The sequence below is a fragment of the Agrobacterium sp. P15N1-A genome (assembly GCF_044626815.1).
GTDB classification, from domain to species: Bacteria; Pseudomonadota; Alphaproteobacteria; order Rhizobiales; family Rhizobiaceae; genus Agrobacterium; species Agrobacterium leguminum.
Window position 1 is genome coordinate 30,733 of the sequence record NZ_JBIUPF010000007.1, and the last position, 21,844, is coordinate 52,576.

Below are 21,844 nucleotides of genomic sequence, written 5' to 3' on the forward strand. Positions count from 1 at the left end.
ACAATAAAAACAACAACATTAGAGAAGTCTAAAAATATAGTCGCATTTATATCCATTGCCGCCCGCACGTTGCAAAAACAAACGCCGGGGTGACGGAGAAGTCACGGCGGGGCCGCTATTTTGCTCGAAACCGCTTGAATATACTGATAAATAGCGAGTCCTATACCTATTTGCAGGAGGAGGTTGCGCCACCCGGCCACCGGATCGTCTAGACACCGCGCAAACCAACACACCGGGCCACGCCCGGCAGTTCATAGAAGTTTTATATGGAACAAAGCCTTACGCGTTATATCTGGTCGCACACGAGGCGGCAGCAGCTTTTCATTCTGCTGATCGTGGCCCTGTCGATGATCCCCTATTTCCTCGCCTTCGATCTGCCCAAGCAGATCGTCAACGGCCCAATTCAGGGGGATGGTTTCGAAGGGGCGAATGCGACGCAGCTTTTCATGCATCTCACGGTCGATATTCCCTATTGGGGCACCGTGACGTTATTTCCCGGGCTCGAGCTCAACCGCATGTCGATGCTGATGGCGCTCAGCCTGACGTTCCTTGCGCTTGTCATCATCAACGGGCTCTTCAAATATTACATCAATACCTACAAGGGCCGCCTTGGCGAGCGGCTTCTGCGGCGCATCCGTTTCGAGCTCATCGACAAGATCCTGCGGTTCCCACCCTCCCATTTCAAGCGGGTCAAAGGTGCGGAAATCTCCAGCATGGTGAAGGACGAGGTGGAGCCCCTCGGCGGATTTACCGGCGACGCCTTCGTGCAGCCGGCCCTTCTCGGCGGCCAGGCGCTCTCCGCGCTGTTCTTCATTCTCGTGCAGAATTTCTGGCTCGGCCTGATCGCGGCTTTCATGGCCGCCATTCAGGTGGGCATCATTCCCAAAATGCGCCGCCGCCTCATCGAGCTTGGCCGCCAGCGGCAGTTGAGCGCCCGCCAGCTTGCCGGACGCATCGGCGAAATGGTTGACGGTATCGGCACCATCCATGCCTATGACACGTCCAACTACGAGCGCGCGGATGCCTCCCATCGGCTCGGCGACATCTTCAAGATCCGCTACGATCTCTACCAGTGGAAGTTTCTGGTCAAATTCATCAATAACTTTCTCGCACAGCTCACTCCCTTCTTCTTTTATGCGCTCGGCGGTTATCTCACGCTGAAGGGCAGCCTCGATGTCGGGCAGCTGGTCGCCGTCATCAATGCCTATAAGGAACTGCCCGGACCGCTGAAGGAACTGATCGACTGGGATCAGGCACGTCAGGACGTGCAGGTGAAGTACGAGCAGGTCTTCGAGCAGTTCGATGCGCCGAACATGATCGACGAGAAGGTGCAGAAACTGTCTCCCGGCGCAGTCGCGGCGATCAGCGCTCCGATCGTTGTCGCCAATCTTACGCTGGAGGACGATAGCGGCAGCCGGCTTCTGGAACAGGCGTCGCTGAAGGTCGAGCCGGGCGAGGTGATCGCCATCGTCGGCGGCTCGGGCGCCGAGGCGCTGGCGGACGCGATCGGCCGCACGCTCTGGCCGACCTCCGGCAAGATCAGCATCAACGACGTCGACATATTGGAACTGCCGGAATCGATGACCGGGCGGCGCATTTCCTATGTGTCCTCGGACAGTTATTTCTTCCACGCCAGCCTGAAGGACAATCTGCTCTACGGCCTCAAACACGCCCCGCTTGCGGACAGGGACTATGAGGGGGCGGCGCTGGAACATCGCAAGTGGGAAATCCGCGAAGCCAAGATGGCGGGTAATCCGCTGATTGATATCAATAGCGAATGGATCGATTACGCTTCGAGCCCGGCTGGCGACGGCAGGCCGGAAAATCTCATCCAGGCCATTCTGGCCGTCCTCGACAGCGTGGAACTGTCGCAGGATATTCTGGAGTTTGCGCTGCGTTCGTCGATCGACCCTTTGACCGACCTGCATCTTGCCGCCCGCATCGTGGAACTGCGGCATGTGCTGCGTGCGGAGCTCGAAAAGGAAAATCTGAGCGGCCTCATCGCGCCCTTTGAACTGGAGAGCTATAACAGCGAGGCGACGGTGGGCGAAAACCTGCTGTTCGGCACCATGCGCGATTCTTCCCAGACGATCCGAACCGTCATCGAAAGCGACTATTTCCGTTCGCTGATGCGCGAAACCGGCCTCGTGAAAACCCTGTTCGAGATGGGTTATACGATTGCCGAAAACATCGTGGAAATCTTCGCCGACCTGCCGGGAGACCACCCCTTCTTCCAGCAGCTCACCTTCATGACGCCCGACGACATTCCGGTCTATCAGCAAATGCTGCAACGCCTTCAGAGCCGGAGTTTCGATGAGGCCAATGAAAGCGAAAAGCGCGCAATGCTGCGGCTCAGCTTCTTCTACATCGAGCCTCGCCAGCGTTTCGGCCTGCTGTCGCCGGAGATCATGAACCGGATTGTCGAAGTGCGGCACATGTTCCATGAGAACCTGTCCGACAGCCTGAAAAACCTGATCGAAATCTACGATCCGACCAAATATATGAGCGCCACCAGCCTGCTGGACAATATCCTGTTTGGCAAGGTCAGCCATCGCTACACCGACGCCTCGCGGCGCATCACCCGCATCGTCGCCGATGTCATGCGCAAGCAGGGCGTCTATGAGCGCGTGCTGGCCGTGGGTCTGGACTTCAACCTCGGCGCCGGCGGCAAGCGGCTTGGCCCGCTCCAGCGCCAGAAGCTCAATCTCGCGCGGGCGCTGATCCGCAAATCCGATTATTACGTCTTCAACCGCCCTCTTCCCGGCCTCGATCCCCGACAGCAGGAGGAAATTGTCGAGCGGGTCATCACACTCCTGAAACAGAACAACAATAACCCGTCGATCATATGGGTCCTGTCGAATGCGACGCTCTCCCGCATGTTCGAGCGGGTGATCGTTGTTCATCAGGGCCTGATCACCGCCGACGGAAGTTACGAGACTCTCGCCGAGGAAAACGGTACATTCAAGGACATGGTCGCAACATAAATCCAAGAAGGTGACCGAGGTGGAACAAGAACAGGGTAAGTCAATGCTGTTTAAAGACGAAATTCAGATGTTGAAAAGGGTGCCGTTTTTTTCGGAAATGGAACCGTCAAAGCTCAAACTACTGGCATTCGCATCGGACCGGGTGTCCTATCATGCTGGCGATGTGCTGTTTCATCAGGGAGATGTCGGCGATGCGGCCTATGTCGTCTTGACCGGAAAAGTCGATGTTCTGGTCGATTCCCCTTCGGGCACGCTGAAAGTGGCCGAAATGACCGGCAATGCCATTGTCGGCGAAATCGCAATCCTTTGCGATAGCGTCAGAACCGCGACCGTTCGCGCCTCCACCAACGTGGAAGCCCTGCGCATCGGCAAGGAACAGTTCTTCAAGCTCATGTCCGATTTCCCCGACATCACGATCAAGGTCATGCGCGTTCTGGCCGAACGCCTTACCCAGACGACGGCGGAACTGAGCAAAGCCCGGGCGGGTGCCCGGACATAAACGACAATTCCTTGCTACCGTGAATGGCGATATTGGAAAAATAAATGTCGTACTATTGCAATATAAATGAAATGCTGACTGAATAAGGGGTAAAGGCGTCCGCCAGAAACGAGCGGATATAAGAATCTATAGAGACAACGGGCTTCATGGGAGGAAAGCGTGCAAGATTCCGTTGTTATTGGGGTGTGTCATGGCGTTCGATTCCGACACAGCAAGTCGGGAAAGTAATAGAAATTTTCGGGTAAAGATCTGGGGTGCGCGGGGAACGCTTCCTGTTTCAGGTGAAAACTTCCGAAAATACGGCGGAAATACCATCTGCATCGAGGTAAGATGCGGCGATCACGTTCTTTTGTTCGATGCGGGTTCGGGCTTGCATCCCGCTGGCCTTGCCCTGCGGGCGGAAGGCATTACCGACGTCAACCTGTTCTTCTCGCACTGTCATTACGACCACATCGTCGGCTTCCCCTATTTCAAGCCCTTTTATAACAGCTCCAACGATGTCGCCATCTGGTCGGGTCACCTCGCCGGTACCATGACCACCCGGGAAATGCTCAAAGACTTCATGAGCCCGCCCTGGTTCCCCGTGCCGCTGGAAATCTGCTGCGCAAAAATCGACACGCGGGACTTCATGCCCGGAGATGTTCTCGATGTGCATCCCGGCCTTTCGATCAGAACCGGAATGCTCAACCATCCCGGCAACGCCATCGGATATCGGCTGGACTGGGAAGGAAAGTCCCTCGCCATCATCACCGATACCGAACATGAGCCGGGCAGCATCGATGAAACCGTGCTCGACCTGATCAGGGACGTCGACCTTTTCCTTTATGACGCCATGTTCACCGATGAGGAAATGAGCCTTTATCGCGGCTATGGCCATTCATCCTGGCAACAGGCGATCCGCCTCGCCAAACGCGCCGGCGCAAAAAATGTCGGCTTCATCCACCACGCCCCAAGCCGCAGCGACGAAGAACTGGACAATATCGAAAAACAGGCGAAAGCCCAGTTCAGTGGGGCCTTCGCGGCCATGGACGGCCAGATCATCGAACTCTGACGCAATCTGGCTCCGGCGAGGTCGACCTGTTCGACCGCTTTTTTGAAACCCTGATTTCGACATCCCTTGCCATACGGGTGTTCGAACACGCACAATTGACCGTTTCCGATCCATTGCTCCACGATATTGCCACGAGACAGCCTGCAATAAGAGTGCCACCACATACTACATGATGATTCTGCGCTGAATGACCACATGATGGGATTTGCATGATCCGTTTCTTTTCGGAGACCAATTTGAGACGCGCCCGGATTTTATCCGGCCTCATCATATTTGCTTTCGTATTTTCCCATCTTTTCAATCACTCCCTCGCACTCATCTCCATCGATACCGCCGAACGGGCACGAAAATGGTTCAGCCTGATCTGGCTCAATCCCGTCAGCAGCCTGCTTTTTTACGGTTCGGTTCTGGTGCATGTCTGTCTTGTCCTGCGCTCGCTTTATCTGCGCAGAACGCTGCGCATGCCGCTCCGCGAAGCGCTTCAGGTCATCTTCGGTCTGTCGATCCCGTTCCTGATCATCGGCCACGCCGTCAATATCCGCGTGTCGCACATGCTTTATGGCATCGATGTCGGCTATTATTCCGTCATCCGCAGGCTGTGGATCAACAACCCGATACAGGGCGCCTGGCAAAGCCTCGCCTTGATCGTGATCTGGGTCCACGGATGCATTGGCCTCTATTTCTGGCTGCGTTACCGGGACTGGTATCCGCGGATAGCCGGGTTGTTCATGACGGTGGCCGTGATGCTGCCGCTGCTGGCGCTGCTGGGCTTCAGCGATGCCGGCCGCTGGCTGGCGGAAATCGATGAAAAATACGCGCTTCCGCCCGGACTTGCCGACAATACGATTCAAAAGGACGAGCTGCCTCTGCAGCGGGAAATGGAAACACAGATCCGTTTCATCACCGGCACAGCGGAGACGTTGTTCGTCGGCGCGGTAATGCTGGTTTTCGCCATGCGTGGCGTACGCAGCTTTCGACAACGATTGACGGCGATCGAAATCCGCTATGAACATGGCGCGCAGGCACATGTGCCGGCCGGGCTCAGCATTCTGGAAGCGAGCCGCCTTGCGGGAATTCCGCATTACTCCGTCTGCGGCGGCAAGGGGCGCTGCTCAACCTGTCGGGTCAAGGTTCTGAACAGCAAAGGCCCGCTACCGCCACCGGGAGACATCGAGCAAACCACATTGAGGCGCATCCATGCCGATTCCGATGTCCGGCTCGGCTGCCAGCTACGCCCCACCAGCGATATTGATATCGCCCTTCTCGTTTCGCCGCCCCAGCAGAGCGACCTGCCGGCCGATGCACAACCGGCCCGACCCGGCCGGGAAGAAGAAATCGCCATTCTCTTTTGCGATCTGCGCAACTTCACCACGCTTTCCGAAGCGAAGCTGCCCTATGATGTCGTCTTCCTTCTGAACCGCTATTTCACCATCGTCGGCCAGGCCGTAGAGCAAGCGGGAGGCCATCTCGACAAATTCATCGGCGATGGCGCCATGGCGCTTTTCGGACTTGGCGAGGACGCGGAGCATGCCTGCCGCAACGCCATGAAGGCAGCCGCAACCATATTGCGGGATATCGCAATCCTGAACGAGGGGCTGGAGAAACAATTCGCCGTCCGTCTGGAAGTCGTCGTCGGCATTCATTCCGGTCCGAGCATCGTCGGCGTCATGGGATATGGCGCGGCCAAAACCCTGACGGCCATCGGCGATACCGTCAACGTGGCAAGCAGGCTCGAATCCAAGGCCAAGGAATTCGGCGCAGCCATCGTTGTTTCCGAACCGGCCATCATTCAGGCGGGACAGGAGATTGCCGATCTCAGAAGCGAAGAAATCGCCATTCGCGGCCGCAACTCGCAAATGAAGGTCTTCCTGCTCTCGAAAGAAGAGAGCGAGCGCTATTTATGAGATAGCCCCGACACACCTGTCGGGGCGTCCAATCTCAAATCTTGCGATAGAGAAAATAACGGTCCGTCGGCACGCTCGCCGGCACCGGCAGCGGCTTCAGCAAGGGATGATCCAGAGGCAGGCCGCTGACCGCGAGACCGCCTTTCGCCAGCATGCCCGCCGCAAGATCGGGCAACCATGTGAGGGTGACCGCATCCTTTTCAGGATAGCCCGTGCCGATATCGGCATGCACGAACGCCGCTTCCGTGCCGATGAACGCCGGAGCGGTTTGCGATATCTCACCGATCACCAGATCCTCCTGCGCCGGAACGGAGGAGGCATGCGCACCCATAGCCCTGTCGAAAGCGATGATGCGGCGGTTGGGGAACAGCTCCCGCAGGTGATTGAAGGTGCGCCCGTTGCCAAGGCCGATTTCCATAAGCGCGCCTTCAGCCGGCAGATCGAGATCGGCTGCAACATGGTTGAGGATATCCCGCTGCGCGGTCAGCCGGCGAATGAAACTATCGAGTCTGCTCATCTTATCAGGCCTTGATGATGTGTTTTGCGGCTATATCCCGACGCGCGAAAACATTGCGCGTGTCGATGACAAGCGGCGCCCATTCGCCTAGAGCGGCATAATCAACATTGTCATGATCGGTCGCAACGAGAACGGCGTCGAAGGCGCCGATCGCCTGCCTGTCCCACGGCACGGATTTCATGCCCATCAGATGGCCATATTCCCGGGTTTTCGGGATTTCGGCCACATGGGGATCGAAATAGGCCGCTTCGCCGCCACGCTCCTGAATAAGCTCGATGAGCTTCAGAGATGGACTTTCGCGAATATCCGGCACGTTCTTTTTATAGGCGAGGCCGACGACCAGCACCTTCGAACGGCTGAGCGCCTTGCCGGAATGAATATCGAGCGCCTCTGCGACCCGCCCGATGACGTGACGCGGCATGCCGGTATTGATCTCGCCGGCCAGTTCGATGAACCGCGTTGGCAATTCATATTCGCGCGACTTCCAGGTGAGGTAGAAAGGGTCGATCGGTATACAATGGCCGCCAAGGCCCGGGCCGGGATAAAACGGCATGAAACCGAACGGCTTGGTCTTCGCCGCGTCGATCACTTCCCAGATGTCGATACCCATCGCCTCGTAGACGACCTTGAGTTCGTTGACGAGCGCGATATTAACGGCACGGAAGACGTTTTCGGTGATTTTGACCGCCTCGGCCGTGGCATTTGTCGAGACGGGGACGATCTTTTTGACCACCGAACCGTAAAATGCCGCCATCAGCTTTCCGGCCGCTTCGCCATCGCCGGCGACAACCTTGGGAATGGTCGAGGTCTCGAAATCGCGATTGCCGGGATCTTCCCGTTCGGGTGAAAAGCCGATGAAGAAATCGACGCCGGAGACGAGCCCCGTGCTTTCCAGAATGGTCTTCACCACACCGTCCGTCGTGCCGGGATAGGTGGTCGATTCCAGAACCACGAGCTGTCCCTTGCGCAGATGGGCGGCAATATCGCGGCAGGTCTTTTCGACATAAGAAAGGTCCGGCTCGCGATATTTCGTAAGGGGTGTGGGCACGCAGATGGCAATGACATCGCATTCGGCCAGCCTGGAGAAATCCGAGGTGGCGACAAAGCCGTCATCCTCTCTCACACTCGCCAGCACCTCGTTCGAAACGGCCTCGATATAGCTGCGCCCCGCCTCAATCGCGGTAATTTTACCGGGATCGATATCGAAACCGACAACCTTGAAACCGCCCCTGGCGATCGTCATGGCAAGCGGCAGACCGACATAGCCGAGGCCGATCACCCCCGCTTTGGCGCTTTTGTTTTCAATGCTGGAAAGCAGGTTCCGGGAAATGTCTGGAGAAGTCAAAGCGTGTCACGCTCCGCGCATGTGCAAAAGATGCCTTTCAGTTGGGCAAGAATGACGGACCTGTCAAGGCTCGACCCTTTCAAATTCCGGTTGACGCCCAAGCCACCGGCAACGCACAACCATCGCCATGAAGATCGCCTTTTATGCGCCGCTCAAATCTCCTAACCATCCCGTTCCCTCCGGCGACCGGCTGATGGCCCGCTTGTTGATGAAAGCGATGACGATGGGCGGTCACGATGTTTCCGTCGCTTCGGAACTGCGCAGCTTCCTGAAACAGCCGGATGACCCGGCAAGGGCCTTGCTCGCCGATGAGGCCGAGCGCGAAATCGAGATCGTCACACGGCGCTGGCGACGGGATGGCGTGCCGGATCTCTGGTTTTGTTACCACCCCTATTACAAGGCCCCGGACTTGCTTGGCCCGGAACTGAGCAAACGTTTCGACATCCCCTATGTCAGCGCTGAAGCGTCCTATTCGCCGAAGCGAAATGGGATGGGCTGGCAGGCGGTTCAGGATGGGTTGCTGGCCGCATTGAACGCCGCCGCCATCAATATCTGCTTCACCGCGCGGGATCGTGAAGGGCTTGTGCGGGCCTCGCCCACCCTTCGCTGCGCCATGCTGCCGCCCTTCATCGATGCCGGGGCTTTTCTTAAAAACACGCCCCAGCCGACACCTGCAAGGCTCATCACCGTCGCCATGATGCGGGCAGGTGACAAGCTCGACAGCTACCGCGCCCTTTCCGAAGCGCTCGCCCTGTTGCCGCAGGATCTCGACTGGACGCTGGATATCGTCGGCGACGGACCGGAACGCCCGGCCGTACAGGCCATGTTCGGCGCGTTTCCCAATCACCGTCTCGTCTGGCACGGGGAAAAAACCGCGGCCGAGATCGCAATGCTCCTTTCAAAAGCCTCTCTCTATGTCTGGCCGGGCCATGGCGAGGCCTATGGGCTTGCCTATCTCGAAGCGCAGGCTGCCGGCCTGCCCGTTGTGGCCGAAGAAGTGGCTGGCGTCCCCGAGGTGGTAAAATCCGGTGCCACAGGATTACTGACACCAGAAAATGATAGAGCCGCCTATGCCGACGCGATCAAAACCCTGCTCGGCGACGACAGACAGCGCGAAGAGCTGGCACGGGCGGCCCGGCAATTCGTGAGGAATGAACGGTCTCTGGAAAACGCCGCAAAAGAACTGAACCATATCCTGCTGCAAGCAAAGGCGCGAAGATCATGAGTCTGGAAAAACTCGTTGCGGCACTGGACGAATGCGGGCGGCGCGGCATATCCGCCGACCTCTGGCTCCGGGACGACGATGCGGTGGAGCCGACGCCTGCGCTCGACACGTTGCTCGATCTTTGCGGCGGCTTTTCCGCTCCGGTCACGCTCGCGGTCATCCCCGAGATGACAAACGATAGGCTCGCACGCTATCTGGATGTGTCGGACATTGCCCAGGTCGCCGTGCATGGCTGGTCCCATACGAATTATGCCGGCGAGAAGGAAAAGAAACAGGAACTCGGATCGCATCGCGATCCGGCTGTCGTTCTCGATGAATTGCAATCCGGACTGGATAAACTCCACGACCTGCATGGCGGGCGTTTGGTGCCGATGCTCGTGCCGCCGTGGAACCGCATAGATGCCGGTATCGTGAAGGCACTGGCGGGTCTCGGATATCGCGCCCTATCCGTTTTTGGCCCGGAGAAAAGCACCCTGCCGCCCTGCCTGAACACCCATGTCGATGTGATCGACTGGCACGGCAGCCGCGGTGGCCGCGACGACGACGTGCTCTTCGCGGAGACCGCCGCCCGCATCCTGACGACCGCCGAAAACGGCGGCACGACCGGCATCCTCACCCACCATCTCGTCCATGACGACAATGTCTGGCGCTTTCTGAGACGGCTTTTCGAGGTGACGGCCGAACATCCCGCCGCCCGCTGGCGTTCTTCGAAAGACCTCGTCGACGAAATCTCACCATGATTTCCAGGCGATCAGCAACCCGCTCGCCTCAGTGGAAAGTTTCCGCCTGACCGCTTCCACCGTTTCAAAGGGCGCGCGGTCGGGAAGGGACGCGGCAACGAACCCCGCCGGCGCGAGGCTGATGCTCCCCGCCCGGGCGATGATGGTGAAGATCAAAGGGCCGGTCGACCACCAGGCGGGCGCGCGCGGCATGTCTTCGATAATTCCGGGAAAGGCATCCAGCATCCTGCTGAAAACCGGATGTCCGGCAGGCGTAGCGATGAAGGAATTGGCAAGCAGCATGCTGCCCTGCCCCGTGTCCCGTGGCGTTTTTTCGTCAAACACCGTCAGCCCCGCCAGAGGCAGGAATGTATCGAAACTCACATCGTCCCGCGCCGGATACCAGTCGCAATCGAGATAGATGCCGCCAAACCGCTCCAGCAGGATATAACGGGCCACATCCACCGCGCCCGGATAATCGCCCTTGTCCAGCATGGTTTTGAAGACGCCGTTCGAAAACACGCCTTCCCGCTCAAGATCGGCCTCCCGCCAGAGCCGATAATCGTAACCATGGTTCGAAGCGTGGGCGGCCCATGCCTCAACCGAGACCGGCGGTGCTTTTTCCCCGATCCATATCTGGTGGATGAGCCTTGGCACATCCTCACGGCTTTTGAGGCTGATCGTGCGACGTTCTTCCGTGGAAAACCGCGCATATTTCTCCAGCACCTGCGGGGGTGGAACAAGCGTATATTGATAACCGATCTTGGCGACCATATCGCCCTCGGCCTTGGCGAGGCGCAGCCGTGCGGCATGCAGCCGGCGCGGCAGGCCGAGCACCGTTTTTTCACCCATCAGGTGGCCGTCCTTTGCTGCAACCAGCGATAACAGAAGCGCATTGGCTTCCGCATACTGACCGCCATTTTGCAACTGCCGGGCCTTATCCAGCTGGGCATCATAATATTTCTTGTCGGACATGGATCCTCATCCAGAAACGCTCGTTAACATATCGCCAAACAAAAGCCATCAGGCAAGCCGTCGTGTTTCGGAAGCCGGCTTTGAATTCGCTAAACAATTCGATGTTTCAGAGGCATAGACAGACAACAAACCCTGCGATAACGTGGATTTAAGCCCTCCTGAGCAAATTGTCACAAGGCAACGATAAAGAGACGGCAAGGAACCCTTTGGCATGAGCGCAGGCGCAGATTTGCTCCGTATTGAAAATCTGCGGGTCTCGTTTTCTCTCATGGGCGGCACCATCGATGCCGTCAGGGGCGCGAGCCTTCGTATTCTTCCGGGAAAAGTCACTGCTCTTGTCGGCGAGTCCGGCTCCGGAAAATCCGTCATCGGCCAGACCATCATGGGCATCCATCCCAAAACGGCGCGCGTGAATGGCCGTGTACTGTTCACCGATCCGGAAAATGCTGCAGCCGGCCCCATCGATCTGCTGCAATTGCCGAAGGACGGCCGGGAAATCCGCTCGATACGCGGAAATCGCATCGGCCTGATCTTTCAGGAGCCGATGACGTCTTTCTCGCCGCTGCACACCATCGGCAACCAGATCGACGAGGCGCTCAGGATTCACAGCATCCTGTCACCGGCCGAACGTGCGGAAAAAATGCATGAAACGCTCGACCTTGTGGGGTTTTCCAAACCCAAGAAGGTCGTGAACATGTATCCCTTCGAGCTGTCGGGCGGCATGCGCCAGCGCGCGATGATCGCCATGGCGCTGATCTGTCGTCCCGCACTTCTGATCGCCGACGAACCGACGACCGCGCTGGATGTGACCATACAGGCGCAAATCCTCAAGCTACTGCGCGACCTCCAGAGCCGTCTGAACATGAGCATGCTGCTCATCACCCACGATCTCGGCGTGGTGGCCAATATCGCCGACGAGGTCGCCGTGATCTATCAGGGCGAGATCATGGAGGCCGGCACGGTCGACGACATTTTCAAGTCGCCGAGCCACCCCTATCTCAAGGGCCTGATGGCCGCCGTGCCGCATTTCGACATGAAGCCCGGCGAAAGGCTGAAGGCGCTTCGCGAAATCAACATTGACCACGAAAGCCTCGTCGGCAAAAAAAACGCCACAGTGAACAAGACCCCCGGCCCGCTTCTGACCGTGGACAATATCAGCAAGACGTTCACGACCCGGAAGTCCAGCTGGTTCCGCAAAGGCGACGCCAACGCCACCAAGGCGGTCAACAGCGTCAGTTTTGAAATTCGTCGCGGAGAATGCCTTGGGCTGGTAGGCGAAAGCGGCAGCGGCAAAACCACCGTCAGCAAAATCCTCATGCGCGCCGTTCGCCCTGATGAAGGCTCGGTAACCTTTCACCGGCCTGAGGGAGACATCGATGTCCTCAATGCCAGGGACGGAGACCTGAAAGAGCTGCGGTCGAAGATACAGATGGTCTTTCAGGACCCGATATCGTCGCTGTCTCCACGCATGACCGTGGGCAATATCCTGAGCGAGCCGCTGGAAATCCACGGACGGGGCGATGCGAAATACCGCGCGGAGAAAGTACGCAATCTCGTCAGGGCCATCGGTCTCGGGGAAAGCGCGCTCAACCGTTACCCGCACAGTTTCTCGGGCGGACAGAGGCAGCGTATCGGCATCGCCAGGGCATTGGCGCTCGGTCCCGAACTTCTCATCTGCGACGAACCCGTTTCCGCGCTCGATGTCTCCGTGCAGGCGCAAATCCTCAATCTGCTGAAGGATTTGCAGCAGGATCTCGGGCTGACCTATCTCTTCATTTCGCATAATCTGGCGGTGGTGGACTATATGGCCGACCGCGTGGCGGTGATGTGCGAGGGTCGTATCGTGGAGTTGGCGCCGCGCGAAATCCTGATGCGCTCTCCGGTTCATCCCTATACGAAATCCCTGCTGGCGGCCGTGCCTTTCCCCGATCTCGACCGCCCGCTCGATTTCCGCACCATCGGCAAGATCAGCGCGACGGGCAAATTCGACTGGGGCAAACAGTTCCGCGACGAGGGTGATGGCGACATGATCTCTGCCGATCTTGGTGAAGGCCATTTCGTGCTTGCAAACGGCAATGCCGATATCCGGGAGCTTCGCCCTTGATCACGCGTCGCACCACCCTTGCCCTCTTGGCCTCCGTCTTCCTGCCGGCCTATGCGCGGGCCGCCTATACCGACCCCAGCTATTTCAAGGAAAAACGGGAAAAGGGCGAATTGCCCGACGTGGCCGAACGCCTGCCGAAAAACCCGCGCGTCATCGACATGAAAGCGCTTGGCCGCGAGCCGGGAAAACATGGCGGCACAGTGCGTATGCTCATTGGCGGCCAGCGCGACATTCGCCTGATGCCGATCAGCAGCTATGCCCGCCTTGTCGGTTATGACGAGAAATTCGAGCTTCATCCGGATATTCTCGAAAGCTACGACGTTCAGGAAGAACGCATCTTCACTTTCAAGCTGCGCGAAGGCCACAAATGGTCCGACGGCAGCGACTTCACCTCCGAGGATTTCCGCTATTTCTGGGAGGACGTCGCCCTCAACAGGGAAATTCACAAGGGCGGCCCGCCGATCGAACTTCTGGTCAACAGCAAGCCGCCGCTTATCGAAGTCATCGACCGGCTGACCGTGCGCTACATCTGGGACGGTCCCAACCCGGATTTTCTGGCGAAGCTCGCAGCGGCCTCACCGGCCCGGCTGTTCCTGCCCGCCGCCTACATGAAACAGTTCCACGTCAAATATCAGACTGCGGAAAAGCTCGCCAAGCTGATCAAAAAAAACAAGACGGATGACTGGAGCGGGCTGCATATCAAGATGTCGCGGCAGGTTCGGCCAGAAAATCCCGATCTGCCGACGCTGGATGCCTGGCGCAACACCACCGCGCCGCCGGCCGAACAATTCGTCTTCGAGCGTAACCCCTATTATCACCGGGTCGACGAAAACGGCCTGCAACTGCCCTATCTCGATCGTTTCCTGCTCAACGTCACTTCGTCCGACATCATCTCGGCCAAGACAGCGTCCGGCGATAGCGATCTGCAATATTTCGGCCTCGATTTCGCCGATTACACCTTTCTAAAGGATGCCGAAAAGCGCTTTCCCCTGAAGGTGAACCTCTACAAGCGCTCTCAGGGTTCGCGCATCGCGCTGCTGCCCAACCTCAATTGTGCCGACCCGATCTGGCGCAGCGCTTTTCAGGATGTGCGCGTGCGCCGGGCGCTGTCGCTCGCGATAAACCGGCACGAAATCAACATGGTCTGCTTTTACGGGCTGGCAAAGGAAAGCGCCGATACCGTTCTGCCGGAAAGCCCGCTTTACCGGCAGGAATTTGCGGACGCCTGGAGCGCTTTCGACCGGGCGGCGGCCAACAGGCTGCTTGACGAAGCCGGTCTCGACAAGCGCGACAATGCCGGCCTTCGGCTCCTGCCGGATGGCCGCCCGGCCTATATCATCGTCGAAACGACTGGCGAAAGCACGCTCGAAACCGACGTGATGGAACTGGTGACGGATCACTGGCGACATATCGGCATTGCCGTTTCCGTCCGTCCCACCCAGCGAGATGTCTTCCGCAAGCGCGCCATGGGCGGCGAAGTGCTGATGTCGGTATGGATGGGCATGGATAACGGTGTACCGACGCCGGATATGCTGCCTTCCGGCCTCGCGCCCACCGGTGACGACCAGTTGCAATGGCCGGTCTGGGGCGTGCATTATCTTTCCGGCGGCCGCGAGGGCAAGGAGCCCGATCTGCCGGAGGCGGCGCATCTGCTCGATCTCCTGAAAAAATGGCGCAGAAGCGTCACCGAACAGGAGCGCGAAGCCATCTGGCTGGAAATGCTGGGTATCTATACGCAGCAGGTGTTTTCCATCGGCATCGTCAACGGCGCGCTGCAACCCGTCGTTCACGTCAAACGCATGCGAAACGTGCCGGACAAGGCGCTTTTCGGTTACGAGCCCACATCCTATCTCGGCGTCTATATGCCGGATAGCTTCTGGTATGACGGAGACGCCTGATATGCTGCGGTATATTTTAAAGCGCATCCTCGTCATGATCCCCACGCTGATCCTGATCTCGATGCTGGTCTTCACCATCATCGAGCTGCCGCCGGGCGATTATTTCGAAAGTTATGTCGCCGAGCTGCGCGCCATGGGCGAGACGGCAAACCTTGCCGAAATCGAGGAGCTGCGTGTCCGCTACGGTTTCGACCAGCCGGCACCGATCCGCTATTTCCGCTGGGCGACCGGCATGCTGGTCGGCGATTTCGGTTATTCCTTCGAATATCAGCTGCCGGTCAGCGATGTGGTGGGAGACCGCCTGTGGCTGACGGTTCTCGTCTCCTTCGTCACCATCATCGTCACATGGCTGCTCGCCTTTCCGATCGGCATCTACTCCGCCACGCATAAATACAGCTGGGGCGATTACGGCCTCACCTTCCTCGGCCTGCTCGGCATCGCCATTCCCAATTTCATGCTGGCGCTGATCCTGATGTATTTCGCCAACATCTGGTTCGGCATTTCCATCGGCCATCTGATGGATCGGGAATATCTGAACCAGGCGATGAGCTGGGCGAAGTTCAAGTCGATCCTCGAACATATCTGGATCCCTGTCCTCATCATCGGAACGGCGGGCACCGCCGGCATGATCCGCCGCCTGCGCGCCAACCTGCTCGATGAATTGCAGAAACAATATGTGGTGACCGCCCGCGCCAAGGGGCTGCATCCCTTCAAGGTGCTCACCAAATATCCGCTGCGCATGGCGCTGAATTTCTTCATCTCGGATATCGGCTCGATCCTGCCCGCGATCATCTCCGGCGCGGAAATCACCGCCGTCGTGCTGTCGCTCGAAACCACCGGTCCCATGCTCATCAGGGCGTTGCAGAGCCAGGACATGTATCTGGCCGGCTCGTTCCTGATGTTCCTCGCATTCCTGACGGTGATCGGCGTTCTGGTGTCGGATATCGCCCTTGCCATACTCGACCCGAGAATCCGCTTCGGAGGTGGTAACGTCAAATGACTTCATCCATTCCGAAACCCGGCGAAGCGCTGCCCCATTACGTCTCGACCGCGCCCTTCGACCCGTCGCTTATCGAACCCAACACATCCGGAATGGCGGCCTTCAGCAAGGCCTCGCAGCTGCGCCTCATGTGGTGGCAGTTCCGTCAGCACAAGATCGCGGTGTGGTCCGGCGCCTTTCTGGTGGTGCTTTATCTTTCGATCCTGATCTGCGAATTCCTCGCACCCTATAATCTTCACACCCGCAATATCGAGCATATCTACGCCCCGCCGCAGGCCATTCATCTGTTCAATGACGGAAAATTTGTCGGCCCCTTCGTTTATGGCCGGGAAATGACGCTCGACATGGACAATCTGAGACGAGTCTACCGGGATGTGCCGACGGATATCCAGCCGCTGCGCTTCTTCTGCAAGGGCGACACCTATCGCTTCTGGGGCATGTTCGAGGGCAGAACCCATCTCGTCTGCCCGGCGGAAGGCGGTGAATTGTTCCTGCTCGGCACGGATCGTCTCGGCCGCGACGTGCTGTCCCGCATCATCTATGGCGCGCGCATTTCGCTGACCATCGGCCTTCTCGGCGTCGCCATGAGCTTCGTTCTCGGTATTGTGATCGGGGGTCTGGCGGGTTATCGCGGCGGCACATTCGATCTGATTGTCCAGCGCATCATCGAGGTGCTGCAATCCATCCCGAGCATTCCGCTCTGGCTGGCGCTTGCGGCGATCATGCCGGTGACCTGGAGCCCCATCCTCGTCTATCTTGGCATCACCATCATTCTCGGCATGCTGGACTGGACGGGCCTTGCGCGCGCCGTGCGCTCGAAACTTCTGGCGCTTCGCGAAGAAGACTATGTTTTGTCTGCACAATTAATGGGTGCCGGCACGCCGCGCATCATCGGCAGGCACCTTATTCCCGGCTTCATGTCGCACTTGATCGCATCGGCCACCCTGACGATACCGGGCATGATTCTCGGCGAAACCGCACTGAGCTTCCTCGGCCTCGGTCTCAGGCCACCGATCACAAGTTGGGGAATTCTGCTCACGGAGGCGCGCAGCGTCAGCGTCATTGCGCTATATCCATGGCTTCTCATCCCGACGATCCCGGTCGTTCTCGTCATTTTGGCCTTTAATTTCTTCGGTGACGGACTACGTGATGCTGCGGATCCCTTCAGATAAAATGGAACACCCTTTGATAAACTGCCCTTCCGCCATCGCCTTTTTTGTGAAAGGCAAAAAGAGGTGTGGCCCATGACCTCCCGTTTGAACGACGCGCGTATCCTCATGTACAGCCACGATTCCTTCGGGCTTGGGCATCTGCGGCGGTGTCGCACCATCGCGCATGCTCTGGTGGAGGATTATCGCGGCCTCAACGTCCTCATCATTTCAGGCGCGACGATTGCCGGCGCTTTCGATTACCGCGCCCGCGTCGATTTCGTGAAAATCCCGAGCGTCATCAAGCTGCGCAACGGCGAATATACGTCCATGGACAGGCATATCGATCTTCAGGAAACGCTGAAGATGCGCCGCTCCATCATCTACCACACCGCCGAAAGCTTCCAGCCGGATATCTTCATCGTCGACAAGGAGCCCATGGGCCTGCGCGGCGAGGTGGAAGAAACGCTCGCCTATCTCAAGGGACAGGGCACCAAGCTCGTCATTGGCCTGCGCGACGTCATGGATGCGCCGCAGCTGCTCGAAGCCGAGTGGAAGCGCAACAATGTCATGACCAAGATCGGCCAGTTCTATGACCACGTCTGGATTTATGGCCCACCCGATTTCCACGATCCGCTGACGGGGCTCGACGTTCCGCATACCGTTCGCGACAAGATGGATTTCGTCGGCTTCCTGCAAAGATCCAGGACGCAGGCCGAGACCGTATCGCATCGGCCGGAAGGCGATTATCTTCTCGTCACCACCGGCGGCGGCGGCGATGGCAGCGAATTGATCGACGACGTCATCAACGCTTATCGCCATGACAGCGAACTGACGCACAAGGCGCTGGTGGTGCTCGGCCCCTATATGCCGGCGGATCAACGCCAGCGCTTCATGAGCAGCGTTGCCGATATTCCGCATATCGAGATCATCGAATTCGACAACCGCATGGAAGACCTCGTCGCCGGCGCACAGGCCGTCGTCTCGATGGGCGGATACAACACCGTCTGCGAGATATTGTCTTTCGACAAACCCGCCCTCGTCGTGCCGCGCACGGTGCCGCGCGAAGAGCAGCTTATCCGCGCCAGCCGCGCCTCGGAGCTTGGTCTTTTCGACATGCTTCTGCCGGAAGATGCCGAAAACCCCGCCAAGATGGCGGCTGCTCTGAAAGCGCTACCGAACCGCGCACCGCCTTCCGTCAATGCGCGCGGGTTGAAGCTGGACGGTCTGGAAAACATATCGCGCCGGATAGCCGAATGGCTGCCGCCCGAGGGCGACAAGGCGCCGATCACGCTGACCGCGTGATCGGTTCCCCGACAAACACCGCTTCAAAAGAGACACGCGCAACGTGACCGATACAAAAAAAATCGTGGTGCTCCTCAAGGGCTATCCGCGCCTGTCCGAGACTTTCATCGCCCAGGAACTTCTGGGGCTGGAGAAAGCCGGGCTGAAACTCGAACTCATGTCCATGCGCCGGCCCACGGACAAGAAGCGCCACCCCGTTCACGATGAAATCCGCGCGCCCGTTACCTATTTGCCAGAGTATCTGCACGAGGAACCGCTGCGCGTTTTGAAGGCGCTTTGGGCCTGCCGCAGGAAGCCAGGCTTCACCAAGGCGCTCCGCCGGTTTTTCAGCGATCTGCCGCATGATCTCAGCCGCAATCGCTTCCGCCGTTTCGGGCAAGCTGCGGTGCTCGCGCATGAATGGCCGGCGGATGCCGAATGGCTGCATGTCCATTTCATCCACACGCCCGCCTCCGTCGCCGCCTATACCCACCTCATCACCGGCACGCCCTGGACGATTTCAGCCCACGCCAAGGACATCTGGACCTCCAGCGACCGCGACCTTGCCGCCAAGCTGCAAAGCGCCCGCTGGGCGGTGACCTGCACAGCCGGCGGCTTTCGGCATCTGCAGACCCTTTCCGGGTCAAGGCAGAATGTGCATCTGAGCTATCACGGCCTCGACCTCACCCGTTTCCCGCATTTCGACACGCCACGACCGGCAAGAGACGGTTCAGATGCCGATGATCCGGTGAGGATTTTGAGCGTCGGCCGGGCGGTCAAGAAAAAGGGCATCGATATTCTCCTGCGCGCGCTCGCCTCGCTGCCGCAGGATATCCATTGGCGCTTCACCCATATCGGCGGCGGCGATGAACTGACCTCCCTGAAGAAACTTGCAGACGAACTCGGCGTCGCCGACAGGATCGTCTGGACCGGGGCCATGGACCAGAAGCAGGTGCTGGAGAACTACCGGGAAGCGGATCTCTTCGCCCTTGCCTGCCGCATCACCAGCGATGGCGACCGCGACGGCCTGCCAAATGTGCTGGTCGAGGCCGCGAGCCAGGCGCTGACCTGCATCTCCACCAATATTTCTGGCATTCCGGAGTTCTTCGTCAGCGGTGAAAACGGCCTGCTGACGGAACCGGAAAATCCGACCGCCTTCGCAGAGGCCCTGCGCACGGCCATCACCGATCCGCAATTGCGCCAACGTCTTGGCAGTGCCGCCGAAAACCGTGTGCGCACCGCCTTTGACCATCGCACCAGCATTGTCGAGCTGAAGGCCCTGTTCGAGACCGAGTGGGAAAAAACGCCATGACCGATACGGAAAAACGCCCCTGCGTCTTCTTCTACGTTCAGCACCTTCTCGGCATCGGCCATATCGCCCGCGCCAGCCGCATTGCCAACGCCCTTCAGGCGAACGGTTTCGATGTCGTGCTGGTTACGGGCGGCACCCCGGTTCCGGGCTTTCCGGGCGAGGGCATCCGCCATGTCGAATTGCCGCCCATCGCCGTCAGCGACGGCAGTTTTGCCGGCCTGGTCGACAGTTCCGGCAAACCGGTGGACGACGACTTCAAGAGGCTTAGAACCGACATGCTGATCGGGGCCTATCACGGCGCCAAACCCGATATCGTTATCATCGAAGCCTTCCCCTTCGGTCGCAGGCAGGTGCGTTTCGAATTGTTACCGCTTCTCGATGAGATAGAAGACAGCGAACCGCGCCCGCTCGTCATGGCGTCGCTGCGCGACATCTTGCAGGAAAAGACCAAACCGGGCCGGGACGAGGAGACCGTGTCGCTGGTGAAAAAACATTTCGATGCGGTGCTCGTCCATGGCGATCCGGATTTCGCCCCGCTGGAAGACACGTTTCCCCTTGCAGGGGAAATAAGCCAGCGCATCGTCTATACCGGCCTCGTCGCCCCCCTTCCGCCGCCGGAACCGGCGGAAAAATTCGATATCGTGGTTTCCGCAGGTGGCGGCGCAGTCGGTGCCGCACTTGTCCGGGCTGCTCTCGAGGCTGCCCCCCTCCTGGATGGCATCAAGAACTGGTGCCTCGTGACCGGTCCCAACATGCCGCAGGCGGATTTCGATGCGATCTCGGCGCGGGCGGCGGGCAATGTGTCCGTCTTCCGTTTCCGCAAGGATTTCGCAAGTTTGCTCGGCGGCGCACGGCTTTCGATTTCACAGGCCGGTTACAACACTGTCTGCGATATTCTTCAGGCAAAATGCCGCTCGCTTCTGATCCCCTTCGCAGCCGGGGGCGAAACCGAACAGAGCGCCCGCGCCGAACGGCTGGCGCGGTTGGGGCTGGCGCATGTGCTGGAGGAGGAGGATATTTCGGCGCAATCGATGGCCGATGCCATCAAGACGGCATTGTCCCTGCCGGCTCCCGGCACGATCACGCTCGATCTCGATGGCGCGGCCGGAACCGCTAGAGCGCTGCGCCGTCTCTACGATGAGCGGTGAGGATCATCTTCAACTCCCGAACCGCCGCCTCATCGGTAACCTTGCGCCCTGCGCCGGTGAAACCGAGCTTCGCCACCCTGCTGTCCGGATCAAAGGATGGAACGGCGGAACAGGATGCGTGGATTTCCGAGATCGGAAAGCGATCCAGCAATGTCTGAACGCTCTGCGGACGCACGCCGGCACCGGGCATGATGACGATCCGACCTGCAGCCATCTCGGATAGGTGTGCCAGGGCCTCAATCCCCTCAAGTGCCGAACGTGCGCCGCCGGAAGTGAGAATTCTTGGAAACCCCAACGCGATGGCGGCTTCCAGCGCCTCTTCCATGTCAGGCACGACATCGAAAGCGCGATGCAGCGTCACATCCAGCCCGTCGGCGTGACTGCGCAGTTCTTCAAGCAAGCCGATATCGAGCGAACCATCGCCACGCGATGCGCCGAGCACCACGCCGGAAAGGCCGGCGGCACGCGCCGCGTCGATATCGCGTTTCATCACATCCGCTTCGTCGCGTGTGAAGACGAAATCACCTGCGCGCGGCCTGATCATGACGCTCACCGGCAACCCACACGACGCCGCGCGCTGCATGAAACCCGCCGATGGCGTCACACCGCCGCCCGAAAGCGCCGCGCAGAGCTCGATCCGATCGGCCCCGCCGCTGACCGCCGCTTCCAGACCAGCGACATCGTCCACGCAAATTTCGAGAATCATCGTAACCTCTTTCATTTGAGTGGCC

General features: G+C 58.9%; 17 protein-coding genes. 13 read left to right on the forward strand and 4 right to left on the reverse strand.

Translation table 11 applies throughout. From position 1 onward, the window contains the following. The first annotated feature begins 266 nt into the window (after nt 1-266). The 4 genes from ACIK7D_RS21330 to ACIK7D_RS21345 all read left to right on the forward strand — a co-directional run bounded on the left by ACIK7D_RS21330 (nt 267) and on the right by ACIK7D_RS21345 (nt 6,438). Nucleotides 267-2,984 (forward strand): ABC transporter transmembrane domain-containing protein, encoded by a 2,718-nt coding sequence (locus tag ACIK7D_RS21330; protein WP_400157296.1) that lies wholly within the window; start codon nt 267-269, stop codon nt 2,982-2,984. A gap of 43 nt (nt 2,985-3,027) precedes the next feature. Further along, on the forward strand, nt 3,028-3,483 hold the full coding sequence (locus ACIK7D_RS21335) for a cyclic nucleotide-binding domain-containing protein (protein ID WP_003521299.1): 456 nt from the start codon (nt 3,028-3,030) through the stop codon (nt 3,481-3,483). 190 nt (nt 3,484-3,673) lie between these two features. After that, complete coding sequence (locus tag ACIK7D_RS21340; protein WP_080815747.1) at nt 3,674-4,534, forward strand: MBL fold metallo-hydrolase; 861 nt, start codon at nt 3,674-3,676, stop codon at nt 4,532-4,534. A 209-nt stretch (nt 4,535-4,743) separates the two neighbouring features. Continuing rightward, the gene (locus tag ACIK7D_RS21345; protein ID WP_080815745.1) at nt 4,744-6,438 is read left to right on the forward strand and encodes an adenylate/guanylate cyclase domain-containing protein; all 1,695 of its coding nucleotides are present in this window, start codon (nt 4,744-4,746) and stop codon (nt 6,436-6,438) included. Between the two features lie 34 nt (nt 6,439-6,472). Here ACIK7D_RS21345 and ACIK7D_RS21350 read toward each other — a convergent pair whose 3' ends face one another. Both ACIK7D_RS21350 and ACIK7D_RS21355 read right to left on the reverse strand, forming a co-directional pair. Further along, nucleotides 6,473-6,955, reverse strand: coding sequence for a class I SAM-dependent methyltransferase (locus ACIK7D_RS21350; protein ID WP_400157297.1), 483 nt, complete (start codon nt 6,953-6,955; stop codon nt 6,473-6,475). Between the two features lie 4 nt (nt 6,956-6,959). Beyond that, the gene (locus ACIK7D_RS21355; RefSeq protein ID WP_400157298.1) at nt 6,960-8,300 is read right to left on the reverse strand and encodes a nucleotide sugar dehydrogenase; all 1,341 of its coding nucleotides are present in this window, start codon (nt 8,298-8,300) and stop codon (nt 6,960-6,962) included. A 127-nt stretch (nt 8,301-8,427) separates the two neighbouring features. On the opposite strand from ACIK7D_RS21355, the gene ACIK7D_RS21360 reads away from it, so the two are divergent. Then, nucleotides 8,428-9,525: a glycosyltransferase family 4 protein gene (locus ACIK7D_RS21360; RefSeq protein WP_400157299.1), complete on the forward strand. Its 1,098-nt coding sequence runs from the start codon at nt 8,428-8,430 to the stop codon at nt 9,523-9,525. Beyond that, on the forward strand, nt 9,522-10,265 hold the full coding sequence (locus tag ACIK7D_RS21365; RefSeq protein WP_400157300.1) for a polysaccharide deacetylase family protein: 744 nt from the start codon (nt 9,522-9,524) through the stop codon (nt 10,263-10,265). Before ACIK7D_RS21360 ends, ACIK7D_RS21365 begins: the two co-directional genes overlap by 4 nt. Here the strand turns inward: ACIK7D_RS21365 and ACIK7D_RS21370 are convergent. Beyond that, complete coding sequence (locus tag ACIK7D_RS21370) at nt 10,257-11,219, reverse strand: glycosyltransferase family 32 protein (RefSeq protein WP_400157301.1); 963 nt, start codon at nt 11,217-11,219, stop codon at nt 10,257-10,259. The two genes, ACIK7D_RS21365 and ACIK7D_RS21370, sit on opposite strands and share 9 nt — an antisense overlap. Nucleotides 11,220-11,430: 211 nt before the next feature. On the opposite strand from ACIK7D_RS21370, the gene ACIK7D_RS21375 reads away from it, so the two are divergent. The 7 genes from ACIK7D_RS21375 to ACIK7D_RS21405 all read left to right on the forward strand — a co-directional run bounded on the left by ACIK7D_RS21375 (nt 11,431) and on the right by ACIK7D_RS21405 (nt 21,113). Then, nucleotides 11,431-13,323, forward strand: a complete 1,893-nt coding sequence (locus ACIK7D_RS21375) for an ABC transporter ATP-binding protein (protein ID WP_137452678.1) — start codon at nt 11,431-11,433, stop codon at nt 13,321-13,323. Continuing rightward, on the forward strand, nt 13,320-15,221 hold the full coding sequence (locus ACIK7D_RS21380) for an ABC transporter substrate-binding protein (protein ID WP_400157302.1): 1,902 nt from the start codon (nt 13,320-13,322) through the stop codon (nt 15,219-15,221). The genes ACIK7D_RS21375 and ACIK7D_RS21380 overlap by 4 nt, the downstream gene beginning before the upstream one ends. A 1-nt stretch (nt 15,222) precedes the next feature. After that, nucleotides 15,223-16,221 carry an ABC transporter permease gene (locus ACIK7D_RS21385; protein WP_059759955.1) on the forward strand — a complete coding sequence of 333 codons (999 nt, stop codon included), beginning with the start codon at nt 15,223-15,225 and terminating at the stop codon, nt 16,219-16,221. Then, nucleotides 16,218-17,393, forward strand: coding sequence for an ABC transporter permease (locus ACIK7D_RS21390; protein WP_080815729.1), 1,176 nt, complete (start codon nt 16,218-16,220; stop codon nt 17,391-17,393). The genes ACIK7D_RS21385 and ACIK7D_RS21390 overlap by 4 nt, the downstream gene beginning before the upstream one ends. 72 nt (nt 17,394-17,465) lie before the next feature. Continuing rightward, complete coding sequence (locus ACIK7D_RS21395) at nt 17,466-18,674, forward strand: glycosyltransferase family protein (RefSeq protein ID WP_127756583.1); 1,209 nt, start codon at nt 17,466-17,468, stop codon at nt 18,672-18,674. A gap of 43 nt (nt 18,675-18,717) precedes the next feature. Further along, a complete protein-coding gene (locus ACIK7D_RS21400) occupies nt 18,718-19,965 on the forward strand; it encodes a glycosyltransferase (protein WP_400157303.1) in 1,248 nt (415 codons plus the stop codon). Beyond that, entirely contained in the window at nt 19,962-21,113 is a 1,152-nt protein-coding gene (locus ACIK7D_RS21405; RefSeq protein WP_400157304.1) for a glycosyltransferase family protein, read from the forward strand. Before ACIK7D_RS21400 ends, ACIK7D_RS21405 begins: the two co-directional genes overlap by 4 nt. Here the strand turns inward: ACIK7D_RS21405 and ACIK7D_RS21410 are convergent. After that, on the reverse strand, nt 21,079-21,819 hold the full coding sequence (locus tag ACIK7D_RS21410; protein WP_400157305.1) for a copper homeostasis protein CutC: 741 nt from the start codon (nt 21,817-21,819) through the stop codon (nt 21,079-21,081). The two genes, ACIK7D_RS21405 and ACIK7D_RS21410, sit on opposite strands and share 35 nt — an antisense overlap. Nucleotides 21,820-21,844 lie beyond the last annotated feature (25 nt).

What these genes read in the sequence shown, in the direction of transcription:
- ACIK7D_RS21330 (WP_400157296.1), top strand. Translation starts at nt 267, where the DNA reads ATGGAACAAAGCCTTACGCGTTATATCTGGTCGCACACGAGGCGGCAG.
- ACIK7D_RS21335 (WP_003521299.1), top strand. Translation starts at nt 3,028, where the DNA reads ATGCTGTTTAAAGACGAAATTCAGATGTTGAAAAGGGTGCCGTTTTTT.
- ACIK7D_RS21340 (WP_080815747.1), top strand. Translation starts at nt 3,674, where the DNA reads ATGGCGTTCGATTCCGACACAGCAAGTCGGGAAAGTAATAGAAATTTT.
- ACIK7D_RS21345 (WP_080815745.1), top strand. Translation starts at nt 4,744, where the DNA reads ATGATCCGTTTCTTTTCGGAGACCAATTTGAGACGCGCCCGGATTTTA.
- ACIK7D_RS21350 (WP_400157297.1), bottom strand. Translation starts at nt 6,955, where the DNA reads ATGAGCAGACTCGATAGTTTCATTCGCCGGCTGACCGCGCAGCGGGAT.
- ACIK7D_RS21360 (WP_400157299.1), top strand. Translation starts at nt 8,428, where the DNA reads ATGAAGATCGCCTTTTATGCGCCGCTCAAATCTCCTAACCATCCCGTT.
- ACIK7D_RS21365 (WP_400157300.1), top strand. Translation starts at nt 9,522, where the DNA reads ATGAGTCTGGAAAAACTCGTTGCGGCACTGGACGAATGCGGGCGGCGC.
- ACIK7D_RS21370 (WP_400157301.1), bottom strand. Translation starts at nt 11,219, where the DNA reads ATGTCCGACAAGAAATATTATGATGCCCAGCTGGATAAGGCCCGGCAG.
- ACIK7D_RS21375 (WP_137452678.1), top strand. Translation starts at nt 11,431, where the DNA reads ATGAGCGCAGGCGCAGATTTGCTCCGTATTGAAAATCTGCGGGTCTCG.
- ACIK7D_RS21385 (WP_059759955.1), top strand. Translation starts at nt 15,223, where the DNA reads ATGCTGCGGTATATTTTAAAGCGCATCCTCGTCATGATCCCCACGCTG.
- ACIK7D_RS21390 (WP_080815729.1), top strand. Translation starts at nt 16,218, where the DNA reads ATGACTTCATCCATTCCGAAACCCGGCGAAGCGCTGCCCCATTACGTC.
- ACIK7D_RS21395 (WP_127756583.1), top strand. Translation starts at nt 17,466, where the DNA reads ATGACCTCCCGTTTGAACGACGCGCGTATCCTCATGTACAGCCACGAT.
- ACIK7D_RS21405 (WP_400157304.1), top strand. Translation starts at nt 19,962, where the DNA reads ATGACCGATACGGAAAAACGCCCCTGCGTCTTCTTCTACGTTCAGCAC.
- ACIK7D_RS21410 (WP_400157305.1), bottom strand. Translation starts at nt 21,819, where the DNA reads ATGATTCTCGAAATTTGCGTGGACGATGTCGCTGGTCTGGAAGCGGCG.